At 66.7% G+C, this 13,450-nt stretch carries 13 protein-coding genes; 5 read left to right on the top strand and 8 right to left on the bottom strand.

Annotated features, from left to right (window positions below):
• Positions 1-7: 7 nt before the first annotated feature.
• Complete coding sequence (cyaY, locus tag QE494_RS13805) at positions 8-337, bottom strand: iron donor protein CyaY (protein ID WP_300044115.1); 330 nt, start codon at positions 335-337, stop codon at positions 8-10.
• Between cyaY and QE494_RS18525 the strand changes: the two genes are divergently transcribed.
• On the top strand, positions 311-592 hold the full coding sequence (locus tag QE494_RS18525) for a lipoprotein (protein ID WP_369289724.1): 282 nt from the start codon (positions 311-313) through the stop codon (positions 590-592). The genes cyaY and QE494_RS18525 overlap by 27 nt on opposite strands.
• Positions 589-1,878 (top strand): diaminopimelate decarboxylase, encoded by a 1,290-nt coding sequence (gene lysA, locus QE494_RS13800; RefSeq protein WP_300044113.1) that lies wholly within the window; start codon positions 589-591, stop codon positions 1,876-1,878. Before QE494_RS18525 ends, lysA begins: the two co-directional genes overlap by 4 nt.
• Positions 1,879-1,959: 81 nt before the next feature.
• On the opposite strand, the gene QE494_RS13795 is transcribed toward lysA, so the two are convergent.
• The 5 genes from QE494_RS13795 to QE494_RS13775 all read right to left on the bottom strand — a co-directional run bounded on the left by QE494_RS13795 (position 1,960) and on the right by QE494_RS13775 (position 8,213).
• Positions 1,960-2,589, bottom strand: coding sequence for a sulfite oxidase heme-binding subunit YedZ (locus QE494_RS13795; RefSeq protein ID WP_300044112.1), 630 nt, complete (start codon positions 2,587-2,589; stop codon positions 1,960-1,962).
• Positions 2,590-2,719: 130 nt separating this feature from the next.
• Positions 2,720-3,721: a protein-methionine-sulfoxide reductase catalytic subunit MsrP gene (gene msrP, locus QE494_RS13790; protein WP_300044111.1), complete on the bottom strand. Its 1,002-nt coding sequence runs from the start codon at positions 3,719-3,721 to the stop codon at positions 2,720-2,722.
• Between the two features lie 213 nt (positions 3,722-3,934).
• Positions 3,935-5,287, bottom strand: coding sequence for a c-type cytochrome biogenesis protein CcsB (gene ccsB / locus QE494_RS13785; RefSeq protein WP_300044109.1), 1,353 nt, complete (start codon positions 5,285-5,287; stop codon positions 3,935-3,937).
• Positions 5,284-7,428 (bottom strand): cytochrome c biogenesis protein ResB, encoded by a 2,145-nt coding sequence (locus QE494_RS13780; protein WP_300044152.1) that lies wholly within the window; start codon positions 7,426-7,428, stop codon positions 5,284-5,286. The genes ccsB and QE494_RS13780 overlap by 4 nt, the downstream gene beginning before the upstream one ends.
• 146 nt (positions 7,429-7,574) lie before the next feature.
• The gene (locus tag QE494_RS13775) at positions 7,575-8,213 is read right to left on the bottom strand and encodes a cytochrome c (RefSeq protein ID WP_300044107.1); all 639 of its coding nucleotides are present in this window, start codon (positions 8,211-8,213) and stop codon (positions 7,575-7,577) included.
• Between the two features lie 340 nt (positions 8,214-8,553).
• Between QE494_RS13775 and yihA the strand changes: the two genes are divergently transcribed.
• Entirely contained in the window at positions 8,554-9,270 is a 717-nt protein-coding gene (gene yihA / locus QE494_RS13770) for a ribosome biogenesis GTP-binding protein YihA/YsxC (protein ID WP_300044151.1), read from the top strand.
• A complete protein-coding gene (locus QE494_RS13765) occupies positions 9,267-10,187 on the top strand; it encodes an alpha/beta fold hydrolase (protein WP_300044105.1) in 921 nt (306 codons plus the stop codon). The genes yihA and QE494_RS13765 overlap by 4 nt, the downstream gene beginning before the upstream one ends.
• A 37-nt stretch (positions 10,188-10,224) precedes the next feature.
• Here the strand turns inward: QE494_RS13765 and QE494_RS13760 are convergent, their stop codons facing one another.
• Together QE494_RS13760 and QE494_RS13755 are read right to left on the bottom strand one after the other, a co-directional pair.
• Positions 10,225-11,139: a lipid A biosynthesis acyltransferase gene (locus QE494_RS13760; RefSeq protein WP_300044103.1), complete on the bottom strand. Its 915-nt coding sequence runs from the start codon at positions 11,137-11,139 to the stop codon at positions 10,225-10,227.
• The gene (locus tag QE494_RS13755) at positions 11,136-11,972 is read right to left on the bottom strand and encodes a lysophospholipid acyltransferase family protein (RefSeq protein WP_300044101.1); all 837 of its coding nucleotides are present in this window, start codon (positions 11,970-11,972) and stop codon (positions 11,136-11,138) included. Before QE494_RS13755 ends, QE494_RS13760 begins: the two co-directional genes overlap by 4 nt.
• 213 nt (positions 11,973-12,185) lie before the next feature.
• Here QE494_RS13755 and metK point away from each other — a divergent pair, with 213 nt between their 5' ends.
• On the top strand, positions 12,186-13,364 hold the full coding sequence (metK, locus tag QE494_RS13750; RefSeq protein WP_300044099.1) for a methionine adenosyltransferase: 1,179 nt from the start codon (positions 12,186-12,188) through the stop codon (positions 13,362-13,364).
• Positions 13,365-13,450 lie beyond the last annotated feature (86 nt).

Below are 13,450 nucleotides of genomic sequence, written 5' to 3'. Positions count from 1 at the left end.
TCCGCCCTCAGGCGCTGAAATCCAGCGCCGTCCCCGCCTGCTCGCTGGCGCAGCGGCTAAGGTGGCCGAAGAACTCACCGTGGCCCTTGGTGTCCATCCAGCAGGCACCGTCGAACTTGTAGTGGTAGCCGCCAGCGCGGGCGGCCATCCAGACCTCCTGCAGCGGCTTTTGCAAGTTCACGATGATCTGGCTGCGATTGGCAAACGTGAGCGTGACCATCCCGCCGACCCGCTGGTTGTCGATGTCGGCGTCGGTCTCGTCGTTGAATCGGTCACAGCAAGCTTCAACCCGGCCCAGCAAGGCCTCGGCATGGTCCAGGTACTCCAGGTCGGTCATTACAATTCTTCGATGTTCCGCAAGACGAAGACGATTCTAGGCCTCGCCCTCTGCGTGGCTGCACTCACCAGCCTATCTGCCTGCGGCCAGAAGGGAGACCTCGTGCTGCCGTCCGCCAAGCCCCAGGTCCTGCCACGGGGACCGGCGTCCGCGCCCAAGGGGCTTGCCTCTGCGCCGGCCTCCGCGTCGACCGCCTCGCCAGCCGCTCGTCCCGCACCTGCTGCAGCCCCCGCCTTGCCCCTCCGCCAGCCATGACCCAGCCCTCCGTCTCCTCCCTGCCCGGCTCGCCCCAGTTGGCCCGCCGCGGCTCTGAACTGTGGCTGGAGGGATGCCGCCTGTCCGACCTGGCAAAGGTCCATGGCACGCCGCTCTTCGTTTATTCCAAGGCCGGGATGCGCTCGGCCCTGGCGGCCTATCAGCGCGGCTTTGCCGGCCGCCAGTCCACCATCCATTACGCGATGAAGGCCAACTCGTCCCTCGCGGTGCTGCAAGTCTTCGCCAGCGCGGGCTGCGGCTTCGACATCGTCTCCGGCGGCGAACTCACGCGTGCGCTCACCGCAGGGGCCGAGCCGGCCAAGATCATCTTTTCGGGCGTGGGCAAAACCCGCGCCGAGATGCGCCAGGCGCTGCAAGCAGGCATCGGCTGCTTCAACGTCGAGAGCGAGCCCGAACTCGAGGTATTGAGTGAAGTCGCCCAGAGCATGGGCCTGCGCGCACCCGTGAGCATCCGCGTCAACCCCAACGTCGACGCCAAGACACACCCCTATATCTCCACCGGCCTCAAGGGCAACAAGTTTGGCGTGGCGCACGAGCGCACTCTGGCGGCCTACCGGCGCGCGGCCAGCTTGCCCGGGCTGAAGGTGGTCGGCATCGACTGCCACATCGGCTCGCAGATCACCGAGACCGGCCCCTACCTGGATGCAATGGACCGTGTGCTCGAGCTCGTCGAGGCCATCGAGGCCCAGGTCACGCGTCTGGCCCACATCGACTTCGGTGGTGGCCTGGGCATCAACTACAAGGGCGACACGCCGCCCGAGGCCGACGCGCTGTGGCAGCAGCTCTTGGCCAAGCTCGACGCGCGCGGCTTCGGCGACCGCCACCTCATGGTGGAGCCCGGCCGCTCCTTGGTGGGCAATGCCGGCCTGTGCATCACCGAGGTGCAGTACCTCAAGCCTGGGGACCAAAAGAACTTCTGCATCGTCGACGCAGCAATGAACGACCTGCCGCGGCCGGCCATGTACGAAGCCTTCCACGCCATCGTCCCGCTCACCGAGCGCGAGGGTGCGGACACCACCGTCTATGACGTGGTCGGTCCGGTCTGCGAGAGCGGAGATTGGCTCGGCCGCGACCGCGCCCTGGCGGTGCAGCCCGGCGACCTGATGGCGGTTCTCTCAGCTGGCGCCTACTGCATGAGCATGGCCAGCAACTACAACACCCGTGGCCGCCCGGCCGAGGTGCTGGTCGACGGCGAGCAGGCGCACCTCATTCGGGAACGCGAGACGGTGGAAGACCAGATGCGGGGCGAGCGGCTGGTGGGCTGAGAAGGCCGACTGACTTGCGTACCACCGTACGCAGGGTCTGGAGGCGCTTGCCCAACCCGCCACCGGGTCAGCGTTGCCAACTCAGTTGATCACGCCTTCTCGCTGGTCCTGCCAGGCATGGCGAACCCGCCAGCCCACCAAAAAGCCCAGCACCAGGGCATAGACCACCACCTCGGCCACATCGTTCTTGGCCGAACGCATCCAGTAAAAGTGCAGCAGGGCCAGCACCGCAATGCCGAATACCGCCTTGTGCAGGATGCGCCAGCGCACCGCTCCCAGCGCCTTCACTGCCCGGTTTAACGACGTGGCCGCCAAGGGCAGCAGCAGGCCAAAGGCCACCATGCCGACCAGGATGAAGGGGCGCTTGGCGATGTCACTGGCGATGTCGTCCAACTCAAAACCCATGTCGAACCAGGAATAGGCCAGCAGGTGGTTCAGCGCGTAGAAGGCCACGAACAGGCCCAGGGTGCGCCGCAGACGCCCCAGCGTGGGCAGTTGCAGACCGACGCGCAAAGGCGTGATCGCCAGGGTCAGGCAGAGAAAACGCAACGCCCAATCACCGCTGGCGCGGATCAGGGCCTCGGCCGGGTTGGCGCCCAGTTGGTCGGTGAAGGCGGCGAAAAGTAGCCACGCCAGGGGCAGCAGGCACAGGACGGTGAGCAGGGGTTGGACCCAGCGAGCGATCAGCCAGCGGTTGATTCGGGTCCGCAATGTCGGCCCCGGCGAGGGGAGCCTCGGGGGCTGGTGCGGGGTGCCACCGCCTCGGGGGTAGGCAGTTGGCGATGGGCGCACGGCCGCCGGCGATGCGGAGGATGGTGCAGGGGCGGACACGGCCGGTCTCTCAGTAGAACTTGCGCAGGTCCATGCCCGCGTAAAGCTGGCCGACCTGGGGCTCATAGCCGTTGAACATCAGGGTCTTGCGGCGCTTGGCAAAAAGGCCATCTTCGCCAATTCGCCGCTCGGTGGCCTGGCTCCAACGTGGGTGGTCCACCTGAGGGTTCACATTGGAATAGAAGCCGTACTCGTTCTTGGCCGCCTTGTTCCAGGCAGTGCCGGGCTCTTGCTCCGTGAAGCTGATGCGCACGATCGACTTGGCGCTCTTGAAACCGTACTTCCAGGGCACGACCAGTCGCACCGGCGCGCCGTTCTGGTTGGGCATGACCTCGCCGTACATGCCAAAGCCCAGCAGGGTGAGCGGGTGACGGGCCTCGTCCATGCGCAGCCCCTCGACATAGGGCCAGTCCAGCACGCTGGAGTTCACATAGGGCATGGTCTTGCGGTCCACCAGGGTGGTGAACTCCACGTACTTCGCGCTGCCCAGGGGCTCAACCTTGTCGATCAGCTTGGACAAGGAGTAGCCGACCCAAGGAATCACCATGGACCAGCCCTCCACGCAGCGAAGCCGGTAGATCCGTTCTTCCTGGGCGCTGAGTTTGATCAGGTCTTCGATGGCATAGCGGCCGGGTTTGCGCACCAGACCGTCGATCTCCACCGTCCAGGGTTGCGTCTGCAAGGTGTGGGCGTTGCGGGCCGGGTCGGTCTTGTCGGTGCCGAATTCGTAGAAGTTGTTGTAGGTGCTGGCGTCCCGGTAATCGGTCACCTTTTCCACGGTGGCGGCTCCGGCAACCGCGGAGCGCCGACCGGGGAGCGGAGCCAGCTTGCCCGGCCTGGCAGTGGCGGACTGGGCGAGAGCCTCGCGCCCCGCCCAGGCGGCCAGGCCCACGCCAGCAGCGCCGCTGGCCATCCAGCGCATCAGGTCGCGCCGCTCCTGATAGATCGCGCGGGGGGTGATCTCGCTGGGCCGCTCATGCACGAATCCGTCGCGCTGGGTCTTAATCAACATGGCTTGTATCGCTCCATTCCGGGGGGCGCCGCCGAGTGGCCAGCGCATACCGATTGATACCACGGAACGGATGCCCGCCGAGCCTGCGCGGTCAAGGCCGATCGGACCTCGCAGGACTGCCAGGGGTCCGCAGTTTCAACAGAGACAGACGGCCGACGCGAAAAGCGGCGTCCTGTGAAAGTTTGGGTGAGCGGCACCTAAGGCCGCCAACGCTCAGAGGTTGCCGTAGCTATGCAGGCCAGAGAGGAACATGTTCACTCCCAGGAAAGCAAAGGTGGTAATTGCCAAGCCGACCAACGCCCACCAGGCCGAGACCGCTCCGCGCAGCCCCTTCATCAGGCGCATGTGCAACCAGGCGGCGTAATTGAGCCAGACGATGAGCGCCCAGGTTTCCTTGGGGTCCCAACTCCAGTAGCCTCCCCAAGCCTCGGCGGCCCACAGCGCACCCAGAACGGTGGCAATGGTGAAGAAGGCAAAGCCCACCGCGATGGCCTTGTACATCACGTCGTCGAGCACCTCCAGCGCAGGCAGGCGCTCGGCAATGCGCCGGCGCAGCGCCAGGATACCCGTCACGATCAGGGCGGAAATTCCGAAGTAAACCACCCAGTAGGCGCTCGTGCCGGCGGCGCCCTCCCCGCCCGCGGCCGAGGAGGGCGACTGGCGGAATACCAAGGGCTCGAAGCACAGCACGATGCCCAGCAGGCCCAGCGGCGCCAGCTTCCACCAGCGGGTTTCGCTCGCCTGGACCTTGATCAAATAGGCAAAGGCCACCATGGCCGCGAGGGCGAAGGTGCCGTAGCCGACGAAGTTGGCGGGCACATGCAGCTTCATCCACCAGCTCTTGAGAGCGGGAACCAAGGGTTGGATCTCGTGCGCCTCGCGCACCAGGGTGTACCAAAGCAGGAAGCCAACCGCAGCGCTCACCACCAGCATCACGAAGGCGCCCAGGGCCCGGGTGTCGTACTGGCGCTCGAAGTACAAATAGAACAGGGCCGTCATCCAGCAAAACAGCACGAAAACCTCGTAGAGGTTGCTGACCGGGATGTGGCCAATGTCGGGGCCGAGCTGATGGCTCTCGTACCAGCGGACCATGGTTCCCACCAGAGCCATCACCACCGCGGCCCACGCCAGGCCTGAACCCAGACGCTCGAAGGAGCCGGCGGCACCACGCACCAACATGCCGCCCCAGTAGAACGCCGTGCTCATGAAAAAGAGCATGCTCATCCAGAGAATGGCGGACTGGCTGGAGAGGAAGTACTTGAGCCAGAAGACGGTGTCGGCCCGGGCCAGGTCGCCCTGGTAGCTGGTGATCGCCCACAAGGAAAGCACCGCCACGCCGATCGACAGCACCGACAGGGGCCGCCAGAACCAGCCCAGCCAGATGGCGCAGGGCAACGTCCCGAGCAGGATGGCTTTCTCGTAGACGTCCATGGACGCCTGGTAGCGGGTGAAGGCGAACGCGCCGCCCACCAGCACCAGCAGTGCGAACACCCAGTCGAGCGCATTGCGCCGGGCGAGGAAGCTGGGATTGAGGGTCAGCGTGGTGGTGGTCGTGGCCGGGTTCATTTCTTCAGCTCGAGGATGAGGTCGCGCAGGCGTTCGAATTCTCGGTCGCCATCCAGGGTCTTGCGGTTGGACGAAAGGGCCAGGGTTGCGGCGGTGGTGGCAGCGCCCTGCGGGGCCGGCGCGAGCCAGACCCAGAGGCGGCGCTCACGGACGTAGAGCATGGCGAAAATGCCGAGGATCAGCAATGCGCAGCCCAAATAGACAATGTTGCGGCCGGGGGCACGGGCCACCTGGAAGACGCTGGCCTGCACCTGCTGGAAGTCCTTGAGCTGGAAGACCAGGGGCGCGGGATAAAGCGCCAGATCACTCAGCCCCAGGACTGCCTGGCTAAGGAAGGACTGGGTACGGGCGTCGGCGGGAAGTGGGGGCTGGCCGGCACGCTGCTGCGCGAGCTGAGCCAACTGGTACAGGGTGCCATTCAGGATACGGATCACGACCTCGCCGGCGCGGGTGCGCTCGGCCTCGGGGACGTTGGCCTCCATGAAATCGGACAGGGCTTGCAGCCCGGCCACCTGCTTGCCGTCCACAGCTTCTGCGCCGGCGAAGAGATTGATCGCACGAGCCGCCGAGGACTCGAGTTGGCGGGCCAGGTCGGGACGGGCCGCGTCGGTGGCTTGCACGGTGTACCGGCGCACCGCCTCGGCGCGCAGCGCCGGGTCACGCAGCGCGGCGTTCAGGCGGAGGAAGCCGTCGAGGGAGTCGTTGGCGTCCGCCGGCAGGCGCAGGTAGCGGAAGGTGTCGGCGACGTTCTCGCGCACGCCCAGCAGAAATACCGGCGGCTCCCCCTCCGCGCCGAGGGCAACCGGCAACATATAGTTGTGAAACTCGCGCGCTTGGCCAGCTGCGTCGCGCAGCTTGTAGGTGATGCTGGGGCCGACGTTTTTCAGCGTCTTGGGGGTGGTGGTCTTGTGGCCCGCCCCCAGGCGCGACTCAATCGCCTGACCCAGGTCGACCTTGCGCGGGTCGGCGCCGCTGACCTCAGCGCCAGCGCCTGCCTGGCTCATGTTTTCGACGTTGATCACCCGCAGCGCGGTGTACTCCAGTGTCATCTGGTCGGCATCAGCCGCCTGGCCGCGGGAAAGCGGCGTGGTGCCGCCGATCAGACCGTCGACCTCGAAGCGCTTGCCGCCGGCAGCCAGGGGCAGCGCCTGCAGCGTCACCTTGGAGCCGCCGTCGTCGAAGCTGGACTGGTAGATCTCGATGCCGCGCCAGCGGGCCGGGTGGTTCACCTCCACGCGCGCTGGTACCGCCTCACCCGTCGCCTTGTCATGAATGACGATGTCGCTGGCAAACAGCTTGGGCATGCCGGTGGAGTAGTACTCCACGATGAACTTCTTCAGCTCGATCGCGAAAGGCAGCTCCTGCAGGAGGATGCCGTCACTTTGGTTGAGGATGGCAGTGGCCGACTGCATGCCCTCGGCAACCATGACATTACCGCGGAAGGTCGGGTTGGTGAGCGGGAGCCGGTGCTGGGCCGGCACCTCGGCGATCATGCCGCCGCCGGTGTAGGGCTGTTTGCCGCCCCACAGCATCTGGGCACGCACGATCAGGTCGCCATCGAGCAGCCCGCCGATGCAGACCAGCACGATGGCGCTGTGCGCCGCCAGATAACCCAGCTTGTTGGCGGCACCGGCACGGGCGGCGACCATCCAGCCCGCGCCTTGCACGCCCTCGCGCCGCTGCAGCTTGACCTTCCAGCCAGCCTGGGCCAGCGCTCCGCCGATGCGCCGGGCGGCGGCCTCAGAGTCACCCGACACATCGCCCTGAGCCCGATGCGGAAAGGCCTGAAGCGCCTGCTCGCGGATGCTCTCCTTGGCCGAGCGCAAATCGGCCAGGATCTTGGGCGCGTTACGGGCAATGCACAGCGAGGTACTGAGCACCAGGAAGGCCAGAATCAGGAGAAACCACCAGGCGCTGTAAACGGCGTTGAGGCCCAGCGAGGTGAACAACGCGGCCCAGAAGGGACCGAACTGGTTGATGTAATTGGTCGCCGGCTCGTGCTGCTTGAGAACAGTGCCAATGACCGAGGCGATGCAGATGACGGAGAGCAGCGAGATCGCAAAGCGCATCGACGACAGCAGCTCCAATACCGGGCGAAGGGCCTGGCGGCCCGCATCGGCGGAGGGGCTGTCGGAGATCATCGTCATGACATCAGGAGTATGCGGGGGCGGCGCCCACCGGGTCGGCAGCAGGGGCAAAAAGAAAACAGGCGGACGCTAGGAAAGCGCTCCGCCTGTCGGATGTTAAAGCCCGGCGGAACGCCCCGCCTCAGGTCAAGCCGGCGCCTTCAGCGCAGACCGGCTGCGTAGTCGGAGACTGCGCGGATCTCACGGTCATTGAGCTTGGCCGCGACCTGGGTCATTTGAACGTTGTTCTTGCGAACACCGTCACGGAACCCGGTCAATTGGGCGATGGTGTAGTCGGCGTGCTGGCCGGCAATGCGCGGGTACTGGGCAGGGATCCCGGCGCCATTGGGCGAGTGGCAGCCAGCGCAAGCCGCGATGTTGCGGTCGGCAATGCCGCCGCGCCAGATGCGCTCACCCAGGGAGACCAGTTCCTTGTCCTTGGCAAAGCCAGACTTCGGCTTCTGGCTGGCCGCCCAGGCGGCAATGTTTTTCATGTCGGCGTCGGACAGGCCAGCGGCCATGCCCTGCATCACCGCATTAGCACGCTTGCCGGACTTGTATTCCTGCAACTGCTTGGCCAGGTATTCGGGGTGCTGGCCCGCCAGCTTGGGATAGGCCGGCGAGCCGGAATTGCCGTCGGCGCCATGGCAGGCAGCGCACATCGCGGTGTAGCGCGCTTCTCCGGCGGCCAGGTCGGGCTTGGCGGCAGCGGCCTTGGCGGGGGCAGGCGTGTTGGCCAGGGAGGGCATCGCGGGCGCCGCCAGCAGGGCAGCCACGAGCAGGGAAGCGTGCAACTTCATGGTCGAATCTTGAGATGGGCGCAGAACCCGAGGATTCTACAATGCCCTCCTCGGGCCTGCGCCCTAGCGGATACCGTCCGGCCCTCGATACGCCATGGCCATCCGGGTCGCGTATGCCTCTGGGCGGTAAAAGCCCCAAAAGCTGAAAAGCAAAAAAGGCCCTGGAGACCCCGAACAAACCCAAGCCCCGGATGCCCTGATCGCGCCGGCCCGATTCCCGACACCCCTAAGCCACCAGGCCCCACTGCCAATGACCGCTGCCCCGGGCCCGACGCCCCCTTCACCTGCCACCGCTCCGGCCCTCCCTGGGGCCGTGACCCCTGCGCAGGCCTTAGGCTGGATGCACACCGCCCGCTTTCTGACCACCGCGCCGCGGCTGGAGTTCCTGCCAGACCACGCCCATCCCGAAATCGCCTTTGTCGGCCGGTCCAACGCCGGCAAGTCGACCTGCATCAACACCCTCACCCAGCAAAAGCGCCTGGCCTTCGCGTCCAAGACGCCGGGCCGCACCCAAAGCATCAACCTGTTCACCCTGGGCAAGCAGGGCGTGCACGATGCGGTGCTGGCCGACCTGCCCGGCTACGGCTATGCGGCAGTGCCCAAGCAGGACAAGATCCGCTGGCAGCAGGTGATGGCCAATTACCTGGTGACCCGGCCGCACCTGCGTGGAGTGGTCCTGTTGTGCGACCCCCGTCATGGCCTAACCGAGCTCGACGAGATCCTGCTCGACGTCATCCGTCCGCGGGTGGAGCAGGGCCTGAAATTCTTGGTGCTCTTGACCAAGGCCGACAAGCTCAATCGCCAGGAGGCCAACAAGGCCCTCTCGATCACTCGCTTGCAGGCGGGCGGCGGGGAGGTGAAGCTCTTTTCCGCCTTGAAGAAGCAGGGCGTCGGCGAGGTGGCGCATCTGCTGTGGCAGTGGACGCACCCGAGCGATGTCTCGGAAAAGCCGACCGAGGGCATCGACGACGCGGGCTCAGGGCAAGCACGTGCACCTGCGCCCCCACCCACTATCGATATCGACCCCGATCCCGACCGGCTGCCCCACACACCATGATCGAGACCTTCCCGCTCACCCTCCCCCACGGCATCACCCTGGACTGCCGGGCGACAGGCGAGCCTGGCAGGCCGCTACTGGTTTTTTTACACGGCTTTCCCGAGGGTGCCTTCGTCTGGGACCCCCTGCTGGCGCACTTTTCCCGGCCCGAGCACGGCGGCTACCGCTGCGTGGCGCCGAACCTGCGCGGCTATGCAGGCTCCAGCGCGCCCGCAGAAGTGGAGGCCTACCGGGCCAAGCACCTGATTGCCGACATCGCGGCGCTGATCGAGATCGAAGGCCGGGGCCAACCGGCCGAGGCCCTGGTGGCCCACGACTGGGGCGGGGCCACGGCCTGGGGACTGGCCAACCGACAGTCCGCTGACCAACCCCGCCACCTGCGGCGGCTGGCGATCTTCAACTCACCCCACCCCGGCACCTTCGCCCGTGAGCTGGTGCACAACCCGGCGCAGCAAGCGGCCAGCGCCTACATGAACTTCTTGCTGCGGCCCGACGCCGCCGAGATGATGGGCGCCGACGACCACGCTCGCTTGTGGCGTTGGTTTCAGGATGCCGAGGGCCGCTTCGTTCCCTGGATGGACGCAGCCACCCGCGACCAGTACCGCGCACTTTGGCGGGGTGGCCCTGGCCTGGCGGCTGGCTGCCGCTACTACGCAGCCTCGCCGCTGCGGCCGCCCCGGCCGGAGGACCCGGCTGCGGCGGCTGTAACCCTGCCCGACGCAATGCTCACCGTGGAAGTGCCCACCCTGGTGCTGTGGGGCATGCAGGACGAGGCGCTGCTCCCCAGTCTGCTCGATGGCCTGGAGCGCTGGGTGCCGCGCATGACCCTGCACCGCCTGCCCGAGGCCAGCCATTGGCTGGTGCACGAACAGCCCCAGCGGGTGATCTCGGAGCTGGCGGCCTTCCTGGCCGCCTGAACGACGGCGGGGCGGTCCGGTCCGCTCGCCCTCACCCTCAGTACAGGCCGGGCTCGCCCGGTGGCCGGGTCTTGAAGCGCTTGTGCACCCAGAAATACTGGGCAGGGCATTCCCGCACCTGCGCCTCGATCCAAGCGTTGATTCGCCGGGCGTCCGCCACCGGGTCGTCGGTGGGAAAGTCCTCCAGCGGCGGCAAGTAACGCACCACATAGCCCTGACCGCCAGGCAGCAAGCGGACTCGCACCGGCTGCACAGCCATCCCCAGGCTGCGCGCCAGCCGCGAAGGCGCCACCAGGGTGGCAGCTTGCACGCCGAAAAACGGCACGAACTCAGCATCCCGGGGGCCGAAGTCCATGTCGGGCAGGTTGAAAAAACCGAAGCCTCGGCGCACCGAACGCACCAGGGGCAGCGCCCCGTCAGCGCGCGAGAACAGCTCTGTGTTGCCGTGCCGCAGCCGGGCCCGGCGCATGGCGGCATCTATGACCGGCTGGGTCTGCGTCTGATAGATCGAAGCCAGGCCACGGCGGATGTGGAGCTGCGTCGCCACCCCGGCCACGTCCAGGCCCATGAAGTGCGGCACCAGCCACATCACCGGACCCGGGTGGCGGTCGGCAAAGCCCGGGTCGCCCTCGACGCGGATCAGGCGACGCAGGCGGGCCACCGGCGCAAACCAGAGCAGCCCGCGCTCGAGCACACTGCGGCAGTACCAGCCGAAGACCTCGCGGCCCAGGCGCTCGCGCGCCTCTTGGGTCAACTCAGGAAAGCACAGGGCGAGGTTGCGCAGCGTGATGCGCCGGCGCGATACCGCCAGCCGCCACAGCAGCCCGCCTAGGCCCTGGCCAAACGCGGCCTGCCAGGACAGCGGCAGCCAGTGAAAGCACCAGAGAAAGGCCAGCAGCACATAGCCACCTGCCAGCGACCCGGCCCGGCGCAGCGGGCGCGCAACCGTCATGCGCCCGGCTCCCGACGCGGCTGCTTGTAGCGGTTGTAGCTCCACAGGTATTGCTGCGGGCACTCACGCACCAGCTGCTCCATCCCCTGGTTGATCTGCGCCACCGCCGTCTCCAGGTCGCTGGCCAGCGGCGACTGCAGCTCGCGCACATGGAGCCGGTAACCCCGGCCGGCGGGCAGGCGCTCGCCCCAGAGCAGGCGGACCTCGGCGCCGGTCTGCAGCACCATCCGGGCGGCCAGCGTCATGGTGTAGGCCGGCTTGCCAAAGTAGGGCACCCACAGGCCCTGTCCCTCGGGCGGCACCTGGTCAGGCAGCAGACCCACGGCCTGGCCGGCGCGCAAGGCCTTGACCATCTGCCGCACGCCGGTGAGGTTGGTCGGCACCGCTAGCAAGCCGGGGCGGTTGCGGGAGGCGGCTACCAAGGGCGCCAGCCAGGCTTTGCGCGCCGGCCGGAACAGCACCGTGAAGGGCGGGGCGTCCGGGCCGAGGCCGCCGGCAATTGCCACTGCCACCGCCTCGAAGCAGCCCATGTGAGGGACCAGCACCATCACCCCGCGACCGCTGGCGAAAGCAGCGTCCAGACTCGCCTTGTTGTCCCAGTCAATGGGCGGGGTGGTGCCAAACCAGAGCCGGGGCAACTCGGCCACCATCCGGCCGGTGTGCGCCACCGCAGGACGCACCTCCCGGGCCGAGTAGCCGGCCTGGGCAGCGTGCTGCGCGAAGCGCCGGCGCCACACGGGCGACATCGCCCAAACGACCCAGCCCACCAAAGCGCCCAGCGCATGCAGGAGGCGCAGCGGCATCAGGGACAGCAGGCGGAACAGGGCCGTCATGAAAGCAGGGTTCGGGTGAAAAAGAAAAAAGGGCGATTGGCAGGCGCAATGAACAAAAGGGCGATGGACACAAGCCTGGGCACGGGACGCTAGAATCTGCTCGTCGCCGAGTTATGAACTACTTGCAGGGCGACGTTAAACAACCACTGCTAAAGCGTTCGCCGAAGCTCCAGCGAAGGCAACGCGCCCTTCAACCAGTACGGAGTATCTCAAATGGCGAACGACTACCTCTTCACATCCGAATCGGTCTCTGAGGGTCACCCCGACAAGGTGGCCGACCAGATCTCGGACGCAATTCTTGACGCGATCTTCGCCCAGGACCCGCGATCGCGCGTGGCCGCCGAGACACTGACCAACACCGGTCTCGTGGTGCTCGCCGGTGAAATCACCACCAACGCGCATGTCGACTACATCCAGGTTGCGCGCGACACCATCAAGCGCATCGGTTACGACAACACCGAGTACGGCATTGATTACAAAGGCTGCGCGGTCATGGTCTGCTACGACAAGCAGTCCAACGACATCGCCCAGGGCGTGAACCATGCCTCCGACGACCACCTCAACACCGGCGCCGGCGACCAGGGCCTGATGTTCGGCTACGCCTGCAACGAGACGCCCGAGCTCATGCCCGCGCCGATCCACTACGCGCACCGGCTGGTCGAGCGTCAGGCGCAAAAGCGCAAGGACGGCTCCATGCCCTTCCTGCGCCCTGACGCCAAGAGCCAGGTGACCATGCGCTATGTGGACGGCAAGCCGCACAGCATCGACACCGTCGTCCTGTCCACCCAGCACAGCCCCGAGCAGAGCGACGGCAACAAGATGAAGGACTCATTCGTCGAAGCCATCATTGAGGAAATCATCAAGCCGGTGCTGCCCAAGGAGTGGCTCAAGGACACCCGTTACCTGATCAACCCGACCGGCCGCTTCGTCATTGGCGGCCCACAGGGTGACTGCGGCCTCACCGGCCGCAAGATCATCGTCGACACCTATGGCGGCGCCTGCCCGCACGGCGGCGGTGCCTTCTCCGGCAAGGACCCCTCCAAGGTCGACCGCTCGGCCGCCTACGCCGCCCGCTACGTGGCCAAGAACGTGGTCGCCGCGGGCTTGGCCAAGCAGTGCCAGGTGCAGGTGGCCTATGCAATCGGCGTGGCCAAGCCGATGAACGTGACGGTCTACACCGAGGGCACCGGCGTCATCCCCGACGAGAAGATCGCCGCCTTGGTCAACGAGATTTTTGACCTGCGCCCGAAGGGCATCATCCAGATGCTCGACCTGCTGCGCCCGATCTACCAAAAGACCGCCGCCTACGGCCACTTCGGCCGCAACGAACCCGAGTTCACTTGGGAAAAGACCGACAAGGCTGCCGCGCTGCGCGCGGCAGCGGGGCTGTAAGCCCCCGAGCGCAGCGAGCTTGTCGGGCTTTCGGCGCAGGCTCATATCGGCGCAGCCGATGTGAAGGGCCAAAGGCCCGCGCCGTA

Origin of the sequence: Ramlibacter sp. (genome assembly GCF_029866045.1) — a bacterium.
In the GTDB taxonomy this organism is placed as follows: Bacteria; Pseudomonadota; Gammaproteobacteria; order Burkholderiales; family Burkholderiaceae_C; genus Ramlibacter.
The sequence above is the reverse complement of the archived record's forward strand: the minus strand, read 5'-3'. Positions and strand labels throughout refer to the sequence as shown.